Annotated in this window: 17 protein-coding genes; 5 read left to right on the top strand and 12 right to left on the bottom strand. The window is 53.2% G+C overall.

What is annotated here, in order from left to right; all coding sequences use genetic code 11:
* Positions 1-7: 7 nt before the first annotated feature.
* The gene (locus ACAW87_RS16065) at positions 8-526 is read right to left on the bottom strand and encodes a D-glycero-alpha-D-manno-heptose-1,7-bisphosphate 7-phosphatase (protein WP_370724647.1); all 519 of its coding nucleotides are present in this window, start codon (positions 524-526) and stop codon (positions 8-10) included.
* A 167-nt stretch (positions 527-693) separates the two neighbouring features.
* On the opposite strand from ACAW87_RS16065, the gene ACAW87_RS16060 reads away from it, so the two are divergent.
* Both ACAW87_RS16060 and ACAW87_RS16055 read left to right on the top strand, forming a co-directional pair.
* Positions 694-1,686, top strand: a complete 993-nt coding sequence (locus ACAW87_RS16060; protein ID WP_370724645.1) for a formylglycine-generating enzyme family protein — start codon at positions 694-696, stop codon at positions 1,684-1,686.
* 120 nt (positions 1,687-1,806) lie between these two features.
* Positions 1,807-2,253, top strand: a complete 447-nt coding sequence (locus ACAW87_RS16055) for an RrF2 family transcriptional regulator (protein ID WP_370724643.1) — start codon at positions 1,807-1,809, stop codon at positions 2,251-2,253.
* Between the two features lie 85 nt (positions 2,254-2,338).
* Here the strand turns inward: ACAW87_RS16055 and ACAW87_RS16050 are convergent, their stop codons facing one another.
* Positions 2,339-2,887 (bottom strand): DUF2911 domain-containing protein, encoded by a 549-nt coding sequence (locus ACAW87_RS16050; RefSeq protein WP_370724641.1) that lies wholly within the window; start codon positions 2,885-2,887, stop codon positions 2,339-2,341.
* A 273-nt stretch (positions 2,888-3,160) separates the two neighbouring features.
* Between ACAW87_RS16050 and ACAW87_RS16045 the strand changes: the two genes are divergently transcribed.
* Positions 3,161-4,960 (top strand): acyl-CoA dehydrogenase FadE, encoded by a 1,800-nt coding sequence (locus ACAW87_RS16045; RefSeq protein ID WP_370724639.1) that lies wholly within the window; start codon positions 3,161-3,163, stop codon positions 4,958-4,960.
* Between the two features lie 297 nt (positions 4,961-5,257).
* Here the strand turns inward: ACAW87_RS16045 and ACAW87_RS16040 are convergent, their stop codons facing one another.
* On the bottom strand, positions 5,258-6,022 hold the full coding sequence (locus ACAW87_RS16040) for a M48 family metallopeptidase (RefSeq protein ID WP_370724637.1): 765 nt from the start codon (positions 6,020-6,022) through the stop codon (positions 5,258-5,260).
* A 134-nt stretch (positions 6,023-6,156) separates the two neighbouring features.
* Positions 6,157-7,437, bottom strand: coding sequence for an APC family permease (locus ACAW87_RS16035; protein WP_370724635.1), 1,281 nt, complete (start codon positions 7,435-7,437; stop codon positions 6,157-6,159).
* Positions 7,438-7,587: 150 nt separating this feature from the next.
* Between ACAW87_RS16035 and ACAW87_RS16030 the strand changes: the two genes are divergently transcribed.
* The gene (locus ACAW87_RS16030; RefSeq protein ID WP_370724633.1) at positions 7,588-8,961 is read left to right on the top strand and encodes an ethanolamine ammonia-lyase subunit EutB; all 1,374 of its coding nucleotides are present in this window, start codon (positions 7,588-7,590) and stop codon (positions 8,959-8,961) included.
* A 98-nt stretch (positions 8,962-9,059) separates the two neighbouring features.
* On the opposite strand, the gene ACAW87_RS16025 is transcribed toward ACAW87_RS16030, so the two are convergent.
* The 5 genes from ACAW87_RS16025 to ACAW87_RS16005 form a co-directional block, all read right to left on the bottom strand.
* Positions 9,060-10,418: a Gfo/Idh/MocA family protein gene (locus tag ACAW87_RS16025; RefSeq protein ID WP_370724631.1), complete on the bottom strand. Its 1,359-nt coding sequence runs from the start codon at positions 10,416-10,418 to the stop codon at positions 9,060-9,062.
* 148 nt (positions 10,419-10,566) lie between these two features.
* Entirely contained in the window at positions 10,567-12,030 is a 1,464-nt protein-coding gene (locus ACAW87_RS16020; protein WP_370724629.1) for an efflux transporter outer membrane subunit, read from the bottom strand.
* Positions 12,031-12,144: 114 nt separating this feature from the next.
* Positions 12,145-13,242, bottom strand: coding sequence for an efflux RND transporter periplasmic adaptor subunit (locus ACAW87_RS16015; protein ID WP_370724627.1), 1,098 nt, complete (start codon positions 13,240-13,242; stop codon positions 12,145-12,147).
* A gap of 75 nt (positions 13,243-13,317) precedes the next feature.
* A complete protein-coding gene (locus tag ACAW87_RS16010) occupies positions 13,318-13,617 on the bottom strand; it encodes a DUF952 domain-containing protein (RefSeq protein WP_370724625.1) in 300 nt (99 codons plus the stop codon).
* Between the two features lie 60 nt (positions 13,618-13,677).
* Positions 13,678-16,854, bottom strand: a complete 3,177-nt coding sequence (locus ACAW87_RS16005; RefSeq protein ID WP_370724623.1) for an efflux RND transporter permease subunit — start codon at positions 16,852-16,854, stop codon at positions 13,678-13,680.
* Between the two features lie 156 nt (positions 16,855-17,010).
* Here ACAW87_RS16005 and ACAW87_RS16000 point away from each other — a divergent pair, with 156 nt between their 5' ends.
* Complete coding sequence (locus ACAW87_RS16000) at positions 17,011-18,036, top strand: phytanoyl-CoA dioxygenase family protein (RefSeq protein WP_370724621.1); 1,026 nt, start codon at positions 17,011-17,013, stop codon at positions 18,034-18,036.
* A 105-nt stretch (positions 18,037-18,141) separates the two neighbouring features.
* Here the strand turns inward: ACAW87_RS16000 and ACAW87_RS15995 are convergent, their stop codons facing one another.
* The 3 genes from ACAW87_RS15995 to ACAW87_RS15985 are packed head-to-tail and all read right to left on the bottom strand — an operon-like array spanning position 18,142 to position 21,992.
* A complete protein-coding gene (locus ACAW87_RS15995) occupies positions 18,142-19,821 on the bottom strand; it encodes a hypothetical protein (protein ID WP_370724619.1) in 1,680 nt (559 codons plus the stop codon).
* A gap of 6 nt (positions 19,822-19,827) precedes the next feature.
* Entirely contained in the window at positions 19,828-20,571 is a 744-nt protein-coding gene (locus ACAW87_RS15990) for a glycosyltransferase (RefSeq protein WP_370724617.1), read from the bottom strand.
* Positions 20,568-21,992, bottom strand: coding sequence for a DUF6056 family protein (locus tag ACAW87_RS15985; protein ID WP_370724615.1), 1,425 nt, complete (start codon positions 21,990-21,992; stop codon positions 20,568-20,570). Before ACAW87_RS15985 ends, ACAW87_RS15990 begins: the two co-directional genes overlap by 4 nt.
* Positions 21,993-21,998 lie beyond the last annotated feature (6 nt).

Here is a 21,998-nt window from a genome sequence, read left to right as displayed (position 1 = left end):
TTCTCTCTCAATGAAAAGCCAGTACGCGTTCGGAGGCTTTTAGCAGGTTATCGGCAATGCAATCGCCGGCGGCGGGTTCGGTGGGGGCGTGGGTGACGTGTACCGTTTTCACGCCCACACGGCGCCCGGCAAGCATATCGCGCAGGGCATCACCAATCATCCACGACTGGTTAACGTCGATGTTGTATTTGGCAATGGCTTTTTCGAGCATCAGCGACTCCGGCTTGCGTGTTAGCGATCGGGTGGTGTAATCGGGATGGTGTGGGCTGTAATAGATATCGTCGATCAGGTGGCCGCATTTTTCCTGGAGGTACGAATGGCAGCGCATCACATCATCGCGGGTGTATAGCCCTTTGGCAATCCCCGCCTGATTGGTAATTACGATCAGCATATAGCCTGCCTCCTTGAGTCTGCGAAGCCCTTCGACAACGCCGTCAGGAATAATAAAATCTTCGACCCGGTAGACATAATCAGACCTGTCCTCGTTCAATACGCCGTCACGGTCGAGGAATATGCATTTATTCATAGTTGAGCTGGTTGGAAATTCAGAAGTTGATGCCAATATACAAATGCAATAAAACTATTTCGTTAATCAATTGTAATTAATCAAGCAAAAATTCGGCCGAAGTTTTCATGAAAGGTAGTTTACGTACTACTCGACTTTCTTGATGTAATCAAAAGACAATGATCTCTATGGTTCGTTTAACGGCTCTTTTCCTTATTTCACTACTTGTTTGCCAAAAAACGGTTGGGCAAACAACCGATTTTTTATCCTACACCCAGGTTATTACGGGTAGCAATCAAACGTATCCGATGCAGGCAATTCCCGGCGGGACGTACCTAATGGGCAGTCCGGCGACCGAAAAAGGTCGTAAACCCGACGAGGGGCCGCAGCATAAGGTTACTATCGAGCCATTCTGGATGGGGAAGTTTGAGATCACCTGGGATATCTACGACTTGTTTACCACGAAGAACATCGAGAAGGAAATGGCTTCGCGTTATCCGGAAGGGGCCGACCTCAGTAAAACAGATGCGACAACCCGGCCTAGTCCCTCGTATGTCGATATGTCGTTTGGTATGGGGCGAACGGGGTATCCGGCCATTAACATGACGCAGTACGCGGCGGTCAAATTTTGCGCGTGGCTTTACGACAAAACGGGTGTTTTCTACCGCCTGCCTACCGAAGCTGAATGGGAATATGCTTGTCGGGCTGGTACTACCACGCCGTTCTCGTTTGGTGCAGACTCGAAACAGCTGGGCACGTATGCGGTCTTCAAAGACAATAGCGATGGCGGTTATAAAAAGATCGGCACCAAAAAACCAAACGCCTTTGGCCTGCACGACATGCACGGCAACGTGATGGAATGGACGCAGGATCAGTACATTGCCGATTACTACGCACAGGTAGCCAAAGGGCTGGTGAAAGAACCTTATGCCCCTCGGAAAACGCTGTATCCGAACAGTGTTAGGGGCGGTTCGTGGGATGATGAAGCCACGGTGGCACGCTCGGCCGCCCGCACGCCATCAGACCCCGCCTGGAAAGTGATTGATCCACAAAGCCCCAAATCTGACTGGTGGATGACCTCGGCCTCATTCTGTGGTTTTCGGATCGTACGCCCGCAGAAAACGCCGTCAGTAGAAGAGATAAGAGCCTACTACGACATCAAGCCGATCAAGGATTATTGATTAAAAATAGCGCCCGCAACAGGCGCTATTTTTATTTTTCATAATACTATATAAAATTTATAGATCAAAAAGGGTGTTGTGCTATACGACCCGCATTCACGCATAAACTGGATTTGACCTATGATTTCAAAAAAAGCTAAATATGCCATCAAGGCACTGAAGACCCTTACCGAGCTATACGGAGAAGGCCCGGTACTTATTTCACAAATAGCGGCCCGTGAATCGATTCCGCAGAAATTTCTGGAGGCTATTCTGCTCGAATTGCGTAACCAGGGTATGCTGCAAAGCCAGAAAGGAAAGGGCGGCGGTTATCTGCTCCGGGTCGACCCAGAGCGTATTACACTAGCCCAGGTAATCCGTGTTATCGATGGCCCCATTGCGCCTACGCCCTGCGTGTCGCTCAACTTCTACGTTCGCTGCGATGATTGTGAAGATGAGGAAACCTGCGCTATCCGGCCTATTATGCTCCAGGTACGTGACGCTAACCTCGCCGTATACGAAACCACAACGCTGCAAATGCTGGTCGACAGAGCCCAGCCAGCACACCTTGTTGAGGTTATAAAATAACATTGCCCGGACTAGGGAAGACCTGGGCGATGTATTGGGCCTAATGCGCGAAGCAATACTCTATAGAGTGAAGCACTCAAGAACCCTACGCCGCTTTCTGGAACGGTACCACTACCTGAACGTCATCCCAGGTTAGCAGCATGTTGAGGCCACCGGGCTGGGGTTCAAAGCTGATAAAAAACTGCTCCGCGGCTGGGCTGTAAGGACGGGTACTGGCCGGGAAACGCATGATGTCGGCCGCTTCTTTATAGCTGACACCCCACTGCCCCGTCCGGCGATTGATGATCACGGTCCAGTCGTTAGGCGTGGGAATGGTGTAGAGTGAATAACGACCTTTGGTGAGCCGATTGCCGTTGATGCGCACATCCTGCGCCAGTTCGATGATGGTAGCCGCGTTGGCTCCGGTGCGCCATACTTTATCGTATTTCACCACGCCCCCGAATATGGTCCGGTCATTTTTGCTGGGCTGGCAGTACAACACTTTCACGGTCATACCATTCTGCGTCGCTTGTGCGATTGCCTTCGGGCTTTTCTTGCCCGACCAGCGGAGGTATAAAGCGACAAGTAGCAGGAAGAGAAGAACACCCCCAATGATAAGCCAGGTAGTGGTGTCAATTGTTGAAAGAAATTCCATAGTTAGGTTGGTAAATTAAGTCATTACGCGTTGCTGTCATTAAGTACTCATTAGGCTTCGCCGTCATTGATTGCTTTACGACGAATGACTATTAATGATGGCGAAGCCTAATGACTACTCAATGACAGCAACGCGTATTGACAATTAAGCTGGAAAGTTACTGTATTAAGCCGGAAACCGTTCGTGTAAAAAATGGTATGCATGCATACTACCTATTAAATTATTCGCCATCTTTGTACGTAAATAGTATGCACGCATAACAATTCCTGAACAATGATTGCGACCGACAATAAAGCTTCGATTAAAGGCGGCGAGTTTTTGATTAAAGACACGGACGCCTCGCAGGTGTTCATTCCTGAAGAGTTTACCGAAGAGCAACAGATGATTGCGGCCACCTGCCGTGAGTTTCTGGCCAAAGAAATCTGGCCTCGTCTGGACGAAATCGATGCCGCCAAATCGCCGGACTTGATGTCGTCACTGATGGACAAAGCGGGTGAACTTGGTTTGCTGGGTACGTCGGTTCCGGAGGAGTACGGCGGATTTGGCATGAACTTCAACACGTCGATGCTGGTGGCTGAGGCAACCGGTGCCGGGCACTCGTTTTCGGTGGCCCTGTCGGCGCATACGGGTATTGGTACCCTGCCGATCGTGTATTATGGTAACGACGAGCAGAAGGCGAAATACCTGCCAAAACTGGCCACGGGCGAATGGAAAGCCGCTTACTGTCTTACTGAGCCTGATTCAGGGTCAGATGCCAACTCGGGTAAAACAAAAGCTAAACTGACGGAAGATGGTAAGTTCTACACCGTCACCGGCCAGAAAATGTGGATCACCAACGGTGGTTTCGCAGACCTATATATCGTCTTCGCCAAAATCGACGATGACAAAAATTTATCAGCCTTCATCGTAGAGCGTTCGTACGAAGGCATCACGATGAACGAGCCTGAGCATAAGCTGGGTATCAAAGGTTCAGATACGCGTCAGGTGTTCTTCACCGACGTGAAAGTGCCCGTTGAAAACCTGCTGTCAGAGCGGGGTAACGGCTTCAAGATTGCCGTAAACATCCTGAACATTGGTCGTATCAAACTGGGTATTGCCGTAGTAGGTGGTGCCAAACAGGCGATCAACGACGCGGTTCGCTACTCGAATGAACGGAAGCAGTTCGGTATCAACATCTCCCGCTTCGGTGCTATCAAGCACAAACTGGGCGAAATGGCGATCAAGGTATATGCTTCTGAATCAGCCAGCTATCGCGCCGGCCAGAACATCGATGATGCTATCGAAGACCTGAAAGCGGGCGGGATGGACGACGCCACCGCGAAACTAAAAGCCCTGGAGCAGTTCGCGATCGAGTGCGCGATCATGAAAGTACACGGCTCGGAAGTGCTCGACTACGTAGTGGACGAAGGCGTGCAGGTGTATGGCGGCATGGGCTACTCGGCCGACGCGCCCATGGAGCGTGCCTACCGTGATGCCCGGATCAACCGGATCTTTGAAGGCACCAACGAGATCAACCGGATGCTGGTGGTGGACATGCTGTTGAAGCGCGCCATGAAAGGCGAACTCGACCTGATGACACCGGCTATGGCCATTGCCAAAGAGATCATGTCGATTCCTGATTTCAGCGCCGATGAAGACGAGTCAATGTTTGCGGCCGAGAAGAAGGTGTTGAAAAACCTGAAAAAATCAGTGCTCATGATCGCCGGTGCTGCCGTTCAGAAGTTCATGGGTAAACTTTCGCACGAACAGGAGATCCTGATGAACCTGGCCGATATGGCTATTGAAGTGTATGTAGCCGAGTCGGTGCTGCTGCGCGTCGAGAAGTCGATCGGGGTGAAAGGTGAAGAAGCGCTATCGTTGCAGAAAGACATCGCGATCACGTACCTGCACGAAGCCGTTGAGAAAATCAGTGCCGCGGGTCGTTCAGCCATTACGAGCTTTGCCGAAGGGGACGAACTCCGCGTGATGCTGATGGGCCTGAAACGGTTCACTAAGATTGAGCCGATCAACCTGAAAGACGCTCGTCGCCGCGTGGCCGATGCCATGATCGCCGAGAACAAATATATTTTCTAGTGGCTGGAGTCACTAATTACGCTTTTTACAACAACTGAAGAATCAAAAAGCCGTTCCTGAATCAGGAACGGCTTTTTTGTGCGTTTGCTGGCGCGAGCATTTGCTCGTGCCTTTTATATCGCAAGCATCTGCTTGCAACGCGAATGCGCAATACGCTCAAGGCTGACAAATGGTAATAGTACAAACGGGTTCTTTTCACTACCGTATGCCTTGTCGGGCAGCAAGCGAATGCTTGCGACATTATAGGCACGAGCAAACGCTCGCGCCAGTTGCCCTAAGCCCTATGCCCCTTGCTACCTACCGCGTCAGCCCATCTCTCTTGGCCCGGTCGCGGATACGCTGAGCGCGTTTGGCACTGTCGGGGTGACTCGACATGAATTCGGTCAACTTACCGCCGCCGCCACCGCTTAGCTTCGCCAGCTTCTCGAACGATGAGGCCAGGGCCATCACGCTGTAACCGTTTTTCTTTAGAAACTGATAGCTGTAATCATCCGCCTCTGTTTCCTGCTGCCGACTAAATTTAGCATTCGCCACATAGTCGAACGCACCAGCCAGTTGTGAGCGCGATAGTTTACCTAACGTACCTGACGTTGAGCCCAATGCGTTGATTGCTGCTGACCGGCGAATGGCTGCTTTCATACCATCGCGTGAGTCCTGGTTAATCACGTGCCCAATTTCGTGACCCATTACCGCCAGCAATTCCTGATCCGTCATCAGATCCATCAGGCCTTTCATCACCCGCACACTTCCGTCGGCGGTGGCAAAAGCATTCACATCTTTTACCATATATACTTTGTAGTTGATGGGCACACCGTTCATGCTACGGTGACGACTGACAATTTTATTCAGGCGAACGGTGTAGGGGTCGTTAGGGCCAGCAATCGGATTTTTGGCGTCCATCTGTTGCACGGCCTGCCGTGAGGCGTCGGCTACCTGCGCATTGGTAATGACAAACGAACTGGCTGCTTCGAGGGCCGCCTGCGTAAGGCCACCATTTTGAGCAAGGGTTAAGGTCGATGACGTAAGCAATGACCCTACCAACAGGAGTGAAAAGCGATTCATGATTTGAGTGTGCGTTGAGTGAAGCACGATCTATTGTGTAGTTATATCTCTATTGACTAACTATACTCGAAATGGTTTAGGCAAAGGATCTTAACGAATGGACAATTGGGGCTTTAGACGCCGGACGTTGAACATTAAACCTTGATCCTCCCCACCCTCGGCCTAATCCAGTACGTGACTCCACCAATTGCCACCACCGCCAGGCCGATCAGGCTTTCGCGGGGGCGGTCGGTTAAGATGAAGCTGAGAACGAACACGCTAAAAGTGATGTAGATCCATTGCAGCCACGGACGGAGCGGGCTTGGGAAATCGCCGGGCTGACGTGGGGTTCGCAGTAAACTCGCCACCGCCAGCGTGCCCATCAGTTGTAGTACAAACGAAGTGCAGAGCAGCACCTGTTCCAACGTACCTGAGAACAGCAGCATTAGCGTGATACCCACCTGTAGCCAGATGGCCCGCACCGGAATTTGCTGCGCTGTCTGCTTGCTAAAGAAGCGCCAAAGCGGAAAATCCTGCGACATGCGCTGCGTGACGCGCCCGCCGATCCAGACGTATGAGCTCATGGTAGCGATCAATTGAAAGGCAATGCCCGCGCTGATCCACCGCCCTCCGGAAGGACCCAGCACATTCGCCAGCGAAATAACGGCCACATCAACCTGCCCCTGCAATTGCTCCACGCGGGCGAACTTGAGGAGTACCAGTTGCAGGGCGATGTAAACAACCGTAACGCCCAACGTACCCAGCAATAGCGCACGCGGCAGATTCCGGCGCGGATCACGAATTTCGGCCACGATATACGCCGCCGCGTTCCAGCCGGTGTAGGCGTAGGTGACGTACAACAATGAAACAGCGAAGGGGGAGGTAAATACCTCGGTCTGGTAACTGGCATCCCACCGCAGGGCATTGTCGGGAATAGCCGACACAAACGCGCCAATCGCCAAAATCACGGCAATAAAACCGATTTTCACCAGCGTCGTCACGTTCTGAAACAGGCTGCTATGGCGCAGGCTGACCGAGTGCAGGCCTCCGATCAGCAAGATGATCACGACCGTTAATATTCGTAGGTTGGGTAGTCCAAACGGAGCCAGGTATGATTCCATCGCTTTCCCCGCAATAGCCACTGGCGCCGCAAATCCACCTACCAGCGAAACCCAGGCTGACAGGTAACCCAGAAACGGATGCAGCCCTTTGCTGATGAACACGTAATCGCCCCCATTTTCGTGGGCGTAATGCGTACCCAGTTCGGCCAGGGTAAAGGCGCCAATCAGGGCCAGCACGCCGCCCAGCACCCACAACAGCACAATCGACCAGGTGTTTTGCACCACGGCGAGCTGAAACCCCAGGCTGGTAAACACGCCGGTGCCCACCATATTCGAGATAACTAACGCACAGGCCGTTCGCCAGGAAATTTTCATTGGGTAGGAAGGTTTCTGTAGAGACGCAATATCTTGCGTCTCTCAGGCGCGTCAGCAATGGGTTGTTTCTGTCAATAGGTTAGGCACGCTTTGTTGCTGACGCGCCTGAGAGACGCAAGATATTGCGTCTCTACAGAAAACCCACGCGCCATGTATCGCCACACCATCGGGCAACGTACCTACACCTTCGCCGATCTGAAAACGCTGCTGGCGCGGGCGTCGCCCCGACGGTCGGGCGATGAGCTGGCTGGTCTGGTGGCGTCATCGGCCGAAGAGCGGGTGGCGGCGCAAATGACGCTGGCCGACTTGCCGCTGACCTTGTTCCTAAACGAAGCCGTGATTCCCTACGACCAGGATGAAGTAACCCGGCTCATCATCGATACACACGACGCCGAGGCCTTTGCTCAGATCAGTCACCTTACCGTTGGTGATTTCCGCGACTATCTGCTGGCGGCTGAGCCGGCTCAACTGACCAACCTGCACCGGGGTCTGACGCCCGAAATGGTCGCCGCCGTGTCGAAACTGATGCGCAACCAGGATCTGATCAGCGTAGCGCGCAACTGCCACATCGTTACCCGATTCAAAAATACGCTGGGTGGTCCCGGTCATTTCCATACCCGCCTGCAACCCAACCATCCCACCGACGATCTGCTCGGTATTACAGCCAGCCTTATCGACGGTCTCTGCTACGGATCGGGCGACGCAGTTATCGGAGTGAACCCAGCCACCGACAGCGTACCTGCCACCATCAACCTGCTCCGTATGCTCGATCAGGTACGTGAAAGGCTGGCTATTCCTACCCAAACCTGCGTGCTGAGTCACCTGACCACCACCATCCGGGCCATTGAGCAGGGCGCACCGGTCGATCTGGCGTTTCAGAGCATTGGCGGCACCGAGGCCGTAAACCGGTCGTTCGGCGTTGATCTGGCCCTGCTACGCGAAGGGTACGAAGCCACCCTGGCGCTGGGGCGCGGCACGGTTGGGCAAAACGTGATGTATTTTGAAACGGGTCAGGGAAGTGCATTATCGGCCAATGCGCATCATGGCGTTGATCAACAAACCTGCGAGGTTCGGGCTTATGCCGTGGCGCGGGTGTTCAATCCGTTGCTGGTCAACTCAGTGGTGGGTTTCATCGGGCCCGAATATCTGTATGATGGTAAGCAGATTATTCGGGCAGGGCTGGAAGATCATTTCTGTGGAAAACTGCTTGGTCTGCCCATGGGCGTCGACGTGTGTTACACCAACCACGCCGAGGCCGATCAGGACGATATGGATACGCTCTTAACCTTACTCGGCGCGGCGGGTGTCACCTTCGTGATGGGCCTGCCCGGTGCCGACGATGTGATGCTGCATTACCAGAGCACCAGTTTTCACGATGCTCAGTATGTGCGCAGGGTGCTAGGTTTAAAACCAGCCCCGGAGTTTGCCGATTGGCTCGAAAAAATGGGATTGACAACAAAAGAAGGCCGCTTATTGCCCGTCCGTCCCGGCAATCTCCTGCTGGACATGGCGGCGAGAAGGTGAAAAGTGTGTTGCCTGACTAGCAGCGGGTTGGTATTAACGCGCAAAGGGCGCCAGGATTAGTATTCCTGGCGCCCTTTGCTTTATTCTCTCCTCTGGTGTTACACGGTAATCGTCTTGCCCGGAACGGCTACTGGGTAGAATCCGTCGGCGTTGGGCAGGAGTTTGGGTTTGGCATCCCAGGCGAGGGTATCGGGGAAGAGGTTGATCTGTGAATTGATAGCGTCGTCCCACTTCACCACATTGCCAGAATACGTTGCCATACGGCCCATGATCGAGGTCATCGTGCTTTTGGCTCCGTTTTCAGCATCCGCAAATTTGTACTGGCCTTTGGCAATTGCCTCGAAGAGCTCGTTATGCTCTACCTGATAGGGGTCGATGTCTGTTTTGGCACTTCCGTGGGCGTAGATGGGCTGCCCTTTATACGATTTCAAGATCGTTTTGTTGCCATTGAAAGAGTCGATTCGGCCTTTGGTACCCAGGAATTGCTCATCTACTTTACTGAACGTTCCTTCGTAATGGCGACATTGGCTATTGATCGTGGTGCCGTCGGCATACACGAAATCAACGATGTGGTGATCGAAAATCTCGCCGTGGTCTTTGCTGTTACGTACCTGACGGCCGCCAGTACCCTGTGCCGAAACCGGATAACCCTGCTTTGCCCAGTTGGCTACGTCAATGTTATGAACGTGCTGTTCGGTGATATGGTCGCCGCATAACCAGTTGAAATAGTACCAGTTACGCATTTGGTATTCCAGCTCGGTCTGACCAGGCTGACGGGGATTCATCCAAACGCCGCCGCTAACCCAGTATACGCTACCGCCTACGATGTCGCCGATGGCTCCGTCGTGAATCCGTTTCATGGCTTCGCGGTAGTTACTTTGGTAATGGCGTTGCAAACCAACCACTACGTTCAGCTTCTTCTTTTTTGCTTCTTCAGCCGCAGCCAACACCCGACGGATACCCGGTGCATCGGTGGCAACGGGCTTCTCCATGAAAATGTGCTTGTTCTGCTTAACCGCTTCCTCAAAGTGGCTTGGTCTAAAGCCCGGAGGCGTGGCCAGAATAACCACGTCGGCAAGGGCAATAGCCTGTTTGTAGGCATCTAAGCCAACAAATTGCCGCTCCTTGGGCAGATCCACTTTCGCAGCATTCTCCGGCTTGTTTGTCAGCGTCTTGTAAGCCAGATCGACCCGGTCCTGAAACGCATCGGCAATGGCCACAATCTTAATGTTCTGCTTGGTATTCAGTGCCTGCATAGCGGCACCTCTTCCCCGACCACCACAACCGATCAGAGCTACTTTGATGGTGTCGTCGACGGAGGTGTGAAAGCCGGGATTTGCGGCGGCAGACAACCCGAAGGGAAGGCTGGAGAGAAGGGCGCTGCCCGTGAAAAGTCCCGACGTTTTCAGAAAACGGCGGCGGTCGCCCGAAAGTGAATCAATATCGTGAGAAGCCATAGCGGTTGATTGTAAAGGGGTTGGTTTTCAGGGAAAGGAAAAGGCAAATCCTTTTTACTTGCAATGCTATCGGCAGAAACGCGAAGCTGGCGCGGCTGGCGCGAGCATGTGCTTGCGCCAGCTTCAGGGGCAGAATCCACGCGCCTGCTTAGAAATCACCGCCCAGTGCCCTCAGTAAAGCCACCAGATATTGCACCTCCTGTCCGCGGAGCTGAACATATTGTTGCTCATTGGCCAGCACGGTACGTTGCGCATCCAGCACATCGAGGTATGTAGTTAGGCCTTTTACGTACAGCTCGCGGTTATACTGTTCGGTGCGTCGTGCCAGAGTAAGCGTCTGATTTTGAAGGTCGAGTTGCTGCCGCAGGTACGTAAGGTTGTCGAGGGCGGTTTCGGCTTCGCGCTGTGCAATCTGGTACGTTTGCAGGTATGTCTGCTGACTTGTGGTAATCTGTTGCCGAGACAAAGCCACGTTTTCCCGGTTGCGCCGACCTTCATAGAGGGGCACAGAGGCATTGACGCCCAGCAGATAGGTAGCACTGCTGGGGGCAAACGTATAACCTAACTGACCGGAAAGTAGCCCACCCGACCCAACCAGTGTAACACGTGGCTGAATACTGGCCTGTTGTAACACCACCTGCGCCCCGGCTACTTGAATAGCGCGGTCGGCTTGAAGCAGATCGGGGCGGCGGCGGAGCAGATCGGGCGTGATGGCGGCGTACGGAAATATCGGTAACGTACCTGGCAACGCACCCGACGGAGACAGGTTAGCCTCGATGCCAAACGTGGCCGGTTCCTGTGCGGTTAATTGCGCCAATGCGTTGACCAGTTCAGTGCGAGCGCGTTGTAGACCCATTACCTGGACGCGAAGGCCGGCCACATCGGTTTCCGCGCGTTGCACATCCAGTTGGTTGACTAAACCTACCCGAAATCGTTCGCGCACAATACCCAATGTAGAATCGCGGGTCGCGATGTTGCGCAGGAAAACGGTCTGTTCCGATTCGTTGGCGCGAATGAGGTAGTAGGTGCGGGCAATGTCGGCGGCAAGGGTAAGACGAAACGCCCGCAGATCGGCTTCCGAAGCCTGCGTTTGCTGCTGAGCCAGTGCGATACCGCTGCGAATGCGCTTGAACAGATCAAGCTCCCAACTGGCATCGATCGGAAGTAGCTGAAACGTACTTAACTGAAAACGAGGTAGCTTATCAACGGCTAACGGAATAGCTACCGGCCGATGTTCGGACAGGCTTTGGGTTGTTACCAAGACGCTGCTCCTGACCGAGGGCTGCAAAAACGACTGCGCCACCCGTACCCGACCCCGCGCCTCTTCAATCCGGCTGATGGCCGCCCGTAGGCTGGGACTATTGGCTAAACCGGTTTGGATAAGATCAGTGAGGAGCGGGTCGTTGAACCGTTGAAAACCCGAGATCGACAAATCAACGGTTGCAGGAGCATCACCTGCCAACGTACCTGGTACAGGAGCCGATTGAGACGTTGCAGTACCCATTGGTTGCACGGTGCCCGCCCCAGGTTGTAACGTAACTGCCCCACCCGGCGGACTGGTTTGCGCAACGGCACAGCTGGAAAGAAAAAAGAGGACGATCAGTTTATTCATAAAGGGAATGGGTTTGTGGTTTGTAGTTTGAGGTTTGTAGTTGCGCTGCTAATCACGACTTGGTTCATTAGCAGCGCAACTACAAACCTCAAACTACAAACCACAAACTCTTTTCTACGCCTGTGCAGGCTTTGTTTTCTGTTGACGTAACCGAACTTTCAGGCCATCTTTCAGGCGGTCATTGGGGTTGGTGATAACCCGTTCGTTGCCAGTCAGGCCAGAGGTGACTTCAATGACGGTGCCGTAGTCGCGACCCAACGTGATAGGCTGGAAGCGAACTTTCATGTTTTCGTCGAGCACAACGGTAACTGCTCCTTTAGGGGTAATTTTCAGTGCGTTGGCAGGGAGAAGGACAGCTCCCTGCGCGGCGCCGCGCGGTGCGAATTTGACCTGGGCGTATAAGCCTGAGGGAATGCTTCGGCCGGGGTTTGGAATCACTACCTCGGTTAACAGCGTTCGCGAATCATTACTCAACGAACCAGCCGTGCGGGCAACGGTACCGGTCAGTGTTCGGCCTTTCAGTTCAGCAATGGTTACTGTAGCCGACATACCTACTTTGATGTGCTGAAAATAGGTCTGTGGTACATCGACATATACGCGCAACCGGTCTGTTTGGGCGAGTGTATACAGGGGTTTCACTGAAGTGGGCGAGATAAGATCGCCTACTTCGACGTCACGCGTTGTGATGATGCCGTTGAATGGCGCTCTGATTTCCTGCAACCCCCGCACTGACTGAAACCGCCGCAGATTGGCTTCGGCCACAGACACCGCCGACCGCCGATTGTCGATTTCCTGTGTCGAGACAGCGCCGGCCAGGGTCACGCTGGTTACGCGGGCGAGATTGGTTTGGGCCAGAGCCAGATCGGCGCGGGCACGGGCCAGATCCTGCTCAATTTCAGGTACGTCGAGCGTAGCCAGAAGCTGCCCTTTCTGAACCGTGTTGCCAATATCGGCCATTCGTTTTTTCACAAAACCCTGCGAGCGGGCGCGAATGGGTGATTCCAGAAAAGGTCGAATTTGGCCGGGTAAGGTTAGTCCGGTTGAATCCATGCCCTGTTGCAGCGAAACAGCATTGACAATCAGTTCGCGGGTACGTTCGGCGTCGGCATCGGCCAGTAATTCCTGCTTGTTTTTAATGCGCGGTAAGATGCCAACAAAGACAAACAGAGCAACCAGTCCAAGTGGAATCAGAAAGAGGAGGAGTCGTTTCATAGGAGAAGGTAATGCCGAAGCTCCAGCTTCGGCCGTATGGGTATGTCAATGCCTACCGAAGCTCCAGCTTCGGTGCTACAGGCTCTTTATTTTTTCCACCATCACTACGGCGTCTTTATTCAGTTTGCCGTAGAGGTGCGGGAAGTGTTCATTATTCGTGGCCAATTCGTAACGCAGGCTTTGTATCAGCTTGTTTGGATCTATCTGGAGCAACAATAAGTTGGGTACGTTCTGATAATACCGTTCCAACACACCAGCCACCTGCTCTTTCGTCGATAAATGGATAAAGCCTTCGGTCTGTAAACTAGCCGCTTCATACTCCGGCTCGTCGGCCTGTCGGTTCCAGTCTGCTTCGGTTACGATGTGATAGATCATGGGTGAGAGGGTGAAGGGTGAATTGGTGAGGGGTGAAGGGTGAATTGGTGCTCACGCCCTTCACCCTTCACCCTTCACCAATTCACCCCTCACCCTCTCACCACCTGCCAGATAACTAAATACGGTTGGTACAAACAGCAGGGTAGTGAACGTTGCCAGTAAAAGACCACCAATAACGGCTCGGCCCAGAGGTGCGTTTTGCTCGCCTCCTTCGCCAAGGCCCAGCGACATGGGCAGCATGCCGATGATCATGGCAATAGCCGTCATTAGAATAGGCCGTAGTCGGGTACGTCCTGCTTCCAGGGCGGCTTCGTAGGCGTTGTTGTTTATTTCGGGTAGGTGATCTTTCGCGAAACTAACCATCAGGATACTGTTGGCCGTGGCTACCCCAACGCTCATGATGGCCCCCATTAGCGAGGGAATACTAAAGGTGGTGTGGGTAAGAAACAGCATCCAGACCATGCCACACAGGGCACCGGGCAAAGCTGTGATGATGATAAACGGATAGCGGAAGGACTGAAAATTGACCACCATAAGCAGATACACGAGTCCGGCGGCAAAAATAATACCGATGCCCAGGCGGCTAAAGGCGCTCTCCATACTTTCGACTTGCCCGCGAATCAGAATCTTGTTGCCGGGTTTCAGTTGCGGCTCGTATTCTTTCGCCAGCTTGTTAAGTTCTTTAGCTACAGAGCCCAAGTCGGTGCGTTCAACGGCGGCGTACACATCGTAGGTTGGCTGTGTATTCACCCGGTTAATGATCTGCGGCGTTGTACTGCGTTTTACCGTGGCTACGTTGCTGAGCAGTTGCGGCGTCATGGATTGATTGGCCACCAGTGGCGTGCGCAACAGCTTATCGTAACTGTCTAATTTATAGGGCGGTGTTTGAACGGCAATCAGGTAGGGGAACCCGGTGGCAGGGTCGGGCCAGAAGTTGGGACGTACCTGCGCGGTGCCGCTCAGCGAAATATTTAGGTTGGTGGCCACCCGTTGCTCGGTAAGCCCAAACTGACTGGCCCGTTCGCGATCGACTTCCAGAAAAATTTCGGGTGCATCGAGCACCTGATGAATGTGTACGTCAACGGCACCAGGAATCTGGGCGATGCGCTGCCGGAGTTCGCGGGCTATTTTGAGGTTGTTTCCCCGGTCGAAACCGCTCACCTGTACGTCGATGGGTGAGGTGAGGCCGAAGTTCAGGATTTGGCCCACAATATCGGCGGCCAGGAAAAAATACGTTACCTCGGGCATTTCTTCGCGCAGGCGAGTGCGCAACTCACGGATGTAATCGTCGGTGGGCCGGCTGGGGTCTTCGGCTAGCGAAATCAGCAGTTCAGCATCTCCCGATCCGGCGGCGGCATTATCGGTGAAAATAAAGTTATACCGTTCGGAGGTAAGGCCAATGTTGCTGATGACCGAAGCCACTTCGCGTTCGGGAATAACCTCGCGTACAATGGCTTCTGTCTCGGCGGCAAGGCGCTCTGTTTCTTCGAGCCGTGAGCCGGCCGGAGCCCGCATGTGAAGTTTGATCTGACCGGCATCGACCCGTGGGAAGAAGTCGCGGCCGATGTAAGGCAGCATCACGACCGTTACGCCAACGGTAAGCGCAAATAATGCCAACACTGTCTTTCGGTGATTCAGCGACCAGACAAGCGCACGCAGGTAACTATTCTGAAAACGCTCGAAACCCGCGTTGAACTGGTCGTGGAAAGTGCGGCGCTTGGGGCTGGGGGTAGAATCGTCTGCCCCATGCCCTTTTTCTCCCCGTAGCATCAGGTCGGCCATCATGGGCACCAGCGTTCTCGACAGAATATAGGAGGCGAGCATGGCGAATACAACAGCCATAGCCAGCGGACCGAACAGGAACCGGGCGGGACCTTCCAGAAACAACACCGACACAAACACGATACAGATGGTGAGGGTAGCCACCAGCGTTGGTGTAGCAATTTGGGCCGCTCCTTCCAGAATGGCTTCTCGCAGGGGAAGGCCAAGCTCTTCGTTTCGGTGAATGTTTTCGATGGTTACGGTAGCATCATCGACCAGAATACCGATGGCCAGCGCCAAACCGCCCAGCGTCATGATATTCAGCGTTTCGCCCAGCAGATACAGCGTTGTCAGCGAGGCCAGAATGGATAGTGGAATAGACGTGGCCACAATCAGCGTGCTGCGCCAGCTTCCCAGAAAAAGCAAAATCATGGCCGCTGTGAGCAGGGCCGCAATGATGCCTTCAACCACCACACCTTCAATAGAAGCCCGCACAAAAATAGATTGGTCGAAGAGGGCTACCAGTCGCAGGCCGGCCGGAGCAGATGCCCGAATGGTGGGCAGTACGCGGTTTTTAATATCATCGACTACGCGGGTAGTAGAGGCGTTTCCGGTTTTTACCACACTCAGCAATACGCCCCGACTGCCGTCTTGTTTCACCACGTTGGTCTGCACCGCCGAGCCGTCGTGTACATTGGCTACATCGCGCATGTGAACGGTAACGCCGCCAACCACTTTCACAGGCACGTCGTTGAGCGTTGAAATGACATCGGGTTTACTGTTCAGTCGAACGGTGTATTCGCGATCTTCCAGGCGTAACGATCCGCTGGGGAGGGTCAGGTTCTGGGCCGATACCGCGTTGGTTACCTCTTCGGGGGTGATTCCGTGGGCAATCAGCTGTTCCGGTTCCAGGTCAACCACAATCTGACGGGTTCGCCCGCCGAAGGGTTGCGACATCCGACTGCCCGACACCGTAGCCATCTGTGGACGAATGCGCGTGGCCGAATAATCAGTTATTTGTGATTCGGTGAGGCTATCCGACGAGAGGCCTAGCTGAAGTACAGGCACGTCGGTGGCGTTGTAGCGAACAATGAGCGGTGGCTGCGTGCCGGGCGGCATGCGCACAATAATCGTTTGCGAAATGGCAGCTACCTGAGCCAGCGCCTCTTCAATCTTTACCGTTGGTTGAAAGTAGAGCTTAATAACCGCCGTACCGTTATAGGTCTGCGACTCAACGCGCTGAATGTCAGATACGTTATTGATGAGCGAAGTCTCGGAGAAGTTGGTAATCATCTTCTCCATTTCGTTGGTCGACAGGCCGGTATAACCCCAAAGAACCGTTACAACGGGGATATTTATTCGGGGAAATATGTCGGTGGGCATTTGCAGGCTGGCTACCGATCCCATGATCAGTATCAGCAACGCCATGACGGCTATAGTATACTTTTTTTCAAGGGCGAGCCTGACAATCCACATAGAAATGGCGAAAGAGAGGAATCAATACGCTTTTGCAACAGAAGGCCGTAAAAAATGGTTGCCGCAAATTTCGTCCGTTTCAATAGGGGGTTAATTACCTTTGTTTCTGCTTTATACGTCAACATCGCGTGTTCGCGCGTTAACAGGAATTTATTTATGAGCGTTATCAATCGCCTGAAGGGCATTGTTAAACAGGCTATTCAGCCCGCGCCCAAGCGGGTTACTGAGTTTGATTATCAAACTGTTCCCTGGATCGACAAGAAGAATGTCGATATCCAACAGTTTAGTAAGCAGTTTGCGCCCGGCGATTCTGTGCCTTATGATATGGCCGAAAAACTGGAGTTCTGGAAGAAGAACGGCTACGTCATTTTCGAACAGGCGATTCCGACCGAGTGGATCGATATGCTCTGGGGTGAGGTAGAACACGTGATCGATGAGCACGAAAAATACGACATGCAGGTACGTATCGATTTGCCCGAGTACACGAAAACGCCGGTGTTGGCGGTGAAAAACGTGCCGCAGTCGGTATTGGATGGTCCGTACATTAAATACATGGATTTTCACGATGCTTCGGTTGTCGGTAAGAAAATCATGCTGCACAAACACATCGTTACGTTTCTGGAAGCGGTTTTCAACGACCGGGTAGTGGCTATGCAAAGTCTGCTGTTTAAGTATGGTAGTCAGCAGCCTACCCACCAGGATTTTGCGTATGTGGTATCAGAGATTCCGAGCCACCTGGCCGCCGCCTGGATTGCGCTGGAAGATGTAAAGCCCGATTCGGGACCGCTGTTCTACTATCCCGGTTCGCACACGATTCGTAAATTCGATTTCGGTAACGGTATCTTCTTCAACGGCGAATCGACGAATAACCCGAACGACTTCGCCAACTACCTGGACAAAGCCTGTCAGGAAAGCGGCCTGAAACGCGAAACATTGCTGATCAAAAAGGGCGACCTGCTGATCTGGCACGCCGCACTGGCACATGGTGGCGATGCTATTCAGACCGAAGGACAGACGCGGAAATCATATGTTTGCCACTACTCGTCGCAAACTGCCTACAAACACCACCGATCAGAGGCGACTAAAGAGCCCGAGCGCTTTTCGTACAACAACGCCGACGTATTTAAAAACCCGCTCATCCCGCACGAAGAAAACATCTTCAAGGGAGGAGAGGCGTTGTAAGGTTTTAGGTCCAAGGTCCAAAGTCTAATGTCTAAAGTCTAAAGTTGCGCTGCTAGCTAGCCAGTCGTTCTCTAGCAGCGCAACTTTAGACTTTAGACTTTGGACTCATTTTGCCACAATCACCTGGTCGGAAAACTGAATGCTTTTCCCGGCGGAGGATGAGCGGGCCCAGCCTACGCGGTAGGTGCCGGGCCGGAGGTCGCTGGCCCGGAGTTCGGCCTGAAGAACGGGCGACGGGCGATGGAGCCAGAAGGTAGCCAATCGGTAAGGTGTGCTGGTTGCAGCCAGGTACGTTCGGTTGGCCGACTGAAGCACGGCATAGGCCTGATCGATGGGGTCGGGCAGACCGGGGCTTTCGATAATATAGAAACCGTTAGCCTGTTTAATGGTAGCCGTTATGAGCTCGTTGCTTGTCGGGTAATCGGCCACCGGACTGGCGGGAAATTCGTAGTACTTCTGTTGCACGGCACTATCCAGCGCATTTTTGATGTATCCTTCCAGAAACGTACCTACCTCGCCGCCCAGCCCAATACCGTTGTGTTGCTGGTTATAGGCACCGGCTTGCACAAACTTATTCCGGTATACCATTTCGGGTAAATGCCAGAAATAAGAGACCGCCCAGATAACAAGCCCCACCACCATGCCTACTCGCTGCCAAAGGGGCCGGTAACGTTGTGTGAGTTCCTGCAATCCATTGATATACAGCAGACAAATCAGAAGTGCCGGATATATCATGTAGTTACTGACCAGCATAACGCCGTATCCGTAGCGCATGCGTAGCAACCCCACGGCGGCAGCATTGATGAGCAAAAGACCGTAGCAACCCAGAAAAAAATTGTCGTTCATGGCCCGAACAGATCGGTTGTTGGTTGCCGAAAACTGCCGCCTGAATGGCCAGTTCATCTGACTCAGCAGCCACAGCGCAATTCCTATCAGCACTAATCCGCCGAGTGTAGGCAGGATACCCCGCCATTGATAGGGAAGCACAGGCAACAGATCGAAGGAGCCACCGATGAACGATAAGAAGCCGATGATGACCATATGCGGCTTGTGAATCAGAAAATCGAGGCTGTGGCCGTGCCCCTGCGCATTGGTGAAACCACGCACATACAATACCATGGTGACTACACCTAGTACACCCCAGATGACCAGCCGCCGGTAATGGCCCTGCCGCCACAGCACCACGCCGCCGCTAAGCCAGCCAAACAGCGCATTACTCATGGATAGCGACGCAAAAATCTGTAGCGGAATGGCCCACAGAAACCGATCTCGTCCACTTCGCGAAAGCAGGTACATGACCGCACACGACAAAAAGAGCACAACCGGGTGTTGCAGGCTGGTAATGCTCCAGCTAATGGTCATGAAATACTGCGGGTGAAGCAGAATAAACGGCACCGGAACAAAAGCCCAGACAGACAGGCGCATGGACCGAAATACGACATACAGCAACCCAAGAAGCAAAAAGAGAAAGAGATTGCCAATCAGCGTCATTCCCCGGAAATTGACGTACCCGGTTGTGTTGTACGTAAACAGGGTGGCTAGTTTGGCGAATAGAATCCGGTGTTCATTGTTGGGTTCGAGCAGCCAGTATATTTTCTCGTTCAGGGTATCAACCGTGTAATAATCCTGAATGAACACGATGAACATCTCTACATCGTCGTACCAGGGAATATTCTCAATGAAGTGAAAGGCAATACCGGCTGATAAGAGCACAGGCAACGCAATGAGTAGCCAGGCTAGCCAGGGCGAGCGGGTGTTCAGGGACGTTTGCAGCGAAGAAATCATAACCGGTTAGCGCAAATGATGGTACGTGCGGTAAATGCGATAGAGTTCGACCCACATCCTGAACATATAGGTTGGGCTGATGCGCGAATCGGCCTGTTCGATCCATTCCTGTAGCGGCTTTTCCAGCAGTTTTCCCGACAGATTTGGTCGACCAAACAGACCGACTAATCGGGCAATCAACTCAACATCGAATAGCCACGGACTGATAAACGGATCAGTAAAAACACGAGTAACAACCTCATTACGAAGCAGTTTTGCGCCGCATTGGGTATCATAAACGGGTAGTTTCAGAATGACACTGATGATGGTGGCAATGATACGCCCCACATAATGCCGGAATGCATCGCGCCTGATATTGACGCCCAGGTGTTTGATGCGCGAGCCCATCACAAACACACAATCGGGGTGGTTGTCGAGTACCAGACGAAGGTCGTCGATGGCGGTGAGTGGGGTAGCCAGATCAGCGTCGAAGTAGCCGAGGTAGGCGTGTCCAAGCTGTGCGCAGTGAAGCATTCCTGCCCGAACGGCCCCGGCTTTTCCCTGGTTTTGAGTCAGATTCAGCACCGTAACCTGCGTTGGGTTCTGTTGCTGTAATCGGGCCAGTACATCGGCTGTATGGTCGCGACTACCGTCGTTTACAAAACAAAACGAAATGTCGGGATGCGTTTGCTGATAGGCCAGAAACGCATCGGTGGGTAGTCGATCGGCCTCGTTATAGCAGGGTATGATAATACAAACGGGTGAAGTCATAAGCGGGGCGTCGAAGCGCGGAGCGTAGTGTCGACGATAATCGTTTTATGGTGGTAGTAGCTTGACTGGCAGCGATTCCACCAGTGCGTGGGGTCGGTTCGTACGTCTTCAAGAAACAGGCTGGCCGGGTAAACGGTAAGCGGTGCTACTCGGAGGGTATCGGATGGCTTTGAGGTGGCAAGGTACTGCTGACGGGCAGTCATTTCACGATCATACGTAGCTGCTTTACCGCGTAGCAGGTCACCGTAAAGCTGTTTCATGGGCTGGCTGATACCAAGACTAACCAGACACCAAAGGCCGGCAACGAGGAAAAGCCAGGTGGGTGGTGTAGCAGGAATTGCTTTGTTGCTGTAAGCCAGTTGACTGGTAATCAAATAAAACCAGCCAAACAGGAAAACGGCGTAGGTGGTGTTAACAGCCCGATACGTAAGAAACTGCGTGGCATAAAAAGAGGGCAGTACGGTAGCTAGTAACAGACCTGCTACAACCAGTCCAACATACCATCCGGGGGCCTGCATAAAGCCTGACAGGCTACCCTGACGCGCTAGAAAAGCGCGCCCGGCAATGATCCAGAGAGCCGAAAGCGGCAATAAAGGTGTTTTAACCAGCCAGCCAGGTACGTTCGTCGCCAGCCATTTTACAGATAGGATGAGTCCGCCCGCAAGGTCGCCCCCCGCCGCGCCGCCACTCATTCGCACCGCGTTACCCGGTGCCCGAAACACCAGCCAGGCAGAAAAGAGGGTTACCGCCAACATCGTGACCATGCGCCAGTCGAGGTGGCGCTGAAACACCAGTCGATAGCCAAAAATAGCCAGCAGTAGGCTGATCATCAGTAGCATATGGGTTTCGCCACAGCCAACAATCATGAAAATGAGCACGCTTGTCCACAGACCGGTCAGCGCACGCAACATACCTGGCGACTGCCGGTACCAGCGCAACACTACGACGCCCCAGTAGAGCATTAGAATAGTAGGAACTGTGTAAACGGCAATTGACGCCATCCAGACAAAGGCTTCCACCACGCTTGGCAGCACCAGCATGTAAACGGCAAACAACGTACCTGTTAGTAGCAGACCAACGCGGCGTATAGCGTTGCCGGGTACCAGATCGCGCAGCAATTCAACGATGAACAAGTAGGCCGCCCACACCCAGGCAATGGCCATCAGGGCCGGAATAAGCTTAAAACCATTGTACCAGCCCCAAACCAACGGACTACCATGTACCAGAAAATTAGAGAAGTAGCGCCCCGTCCAGCCGTCATAGTAGTATTTCTGAGCTTGCCAGAAGCCAAACCGGACTGTGGTATCGGCAAAGCAATAATCGTCGGCGGCCGAGGGGTGGTTGAACCAGGAAAGTGCGAAAAGGGGCACAAACGCTATGGCAAAAAATCCGTAAGCAGATAACGATAGCAGGCGGGCCATAGAGAG

Source organism: Fibrella aquatica, assembly GCF_041321135.1.
In the GTDB taxonomy this organism is placed as follows: Bacteria; Bacteroidota; Bacteroidia; order Cytophagales; family Spirosomataceae; genus Fibrella; species Fibrella aquatica.
Note: the sequence above shows the minus strand (reverse complement) of the source record. Positions and strands in the feature narration are given on the sequence as shown.

Coding starts and splice junctions, on each gene's coding strand:
- ACAW87_RS16065 (WP_370724647.1), bottom strand. CDS start 526: ATGAATAAATGCATATTCCTCGACCGTGACGGCGTATTGAACGAGGAC.
- ACAW87_RS16060 (WP_370724645.1), top strand. CDS start 694: ATGGTTCGTTTAACGGCTCTTTTCCTTATTTCACTACTTGTTTGCCAA.
- ACAW87_RS16055 (WP_370724643.1), top strand. CDS start 1,807: ATGATTTCAAAAAAAGCTAAATATGCCATCAAGGCACTGAAGACCCTT.
- ACAW87_RS16050 (WP_370724641.1), bottom strand. CDS start 2,887: ATGGAATTTCTTTCAACAATTGACACCACTACCTGGCTTATCATTGGG.
- ACAW87_RS16045 (WP_370724639.1), top strand. CDS start 3,161: ATGATTGCGACCGACAATAAAGCTTCGATTAAAGGCGGCGAGTTTTTG.
- ACAW87_RS16040 (WP_370724637.1), bottom strand. CDS start 6,022: ATGAATCGCTTTTCACTCCTGTTGGTAGGGTCATTGCTTACGTCATCG.
- ACAW87_RS16035 (WP_370724635.1), bottom strand. CDS start 7,437: ATGAAAATTTCCTGGCGAACGGCCTGTGCGTTAGTTATCTCGAATATG.
- ACAW87_RS16030 (WP_370724633.1), top strand. CDS start 7,588: ATGTATCGCCACACCATCGGGCAACGTACCTACACCTTCGCCGATCTG.
- ACAW87_RS16025 (WP_370724631.1), bottom strand. CDS start 10,418: ATGGCTTCTCACGATATTGATTCACTTTCGGGCGACCGCCGCCGTTTT.
- ACAW87_RS16020 (WP_370724629.1), bottom strand. CDS start 12,030: ATGAATAAACTGATCGTCCTCTTTTTTCTTTCCAGCTGTGCCGTTGCG.
- ACAW87_RS16015 (WP_370724627.1), bottom strand. CDS start 13,242: ATGAAACGACTCCTCCTCTTTCTGATTCCACTTGGACTGGTTGCTCTG.
- ACAW87_RS16010 (WP_370724625.1), bottom strand. CDS start 13,617: ATGATCTATCACATCGTAACCGAAGCAGACTGGAACCGACAGGCCGAC.
- ACAW87_RS16005 (WP_370724623.1), bottom strand. CDS start 16,854: ATGTGGATTGTCAGGCTCGCCCTTGAAAAAAAGTATACTATAGCCGTC.
- ACAW87_RS16000 (WP_370724621.1), top strand. CDS start 17,011: ATGAGCGTTATCAATCGCCTGAAGGGCATTGTTAAACAGGCTATTCAG.
- ACAW87_RS15995 (WP_370724619.1), bottom strand. CDS start 19,821: ATGATTTCTTCGCTGCAAACGTCCCTGAACACCCGCTCGCCCTGGCTA.
- ACAW87_RS15990 (WP_370724617.1), bottom strand. CDS start 20,571: ATGACTTCACCCGTTTGTATTATCATACCCTGCTATAACGAGGCCGAT.
- ACAW87_RS15985 (WP_370724615.1), bottom strand. CDS start 21,992: ATGGCCCGCCTGCTATCGTTATCTGCTTACGGATTTTTTGCCATAGCG.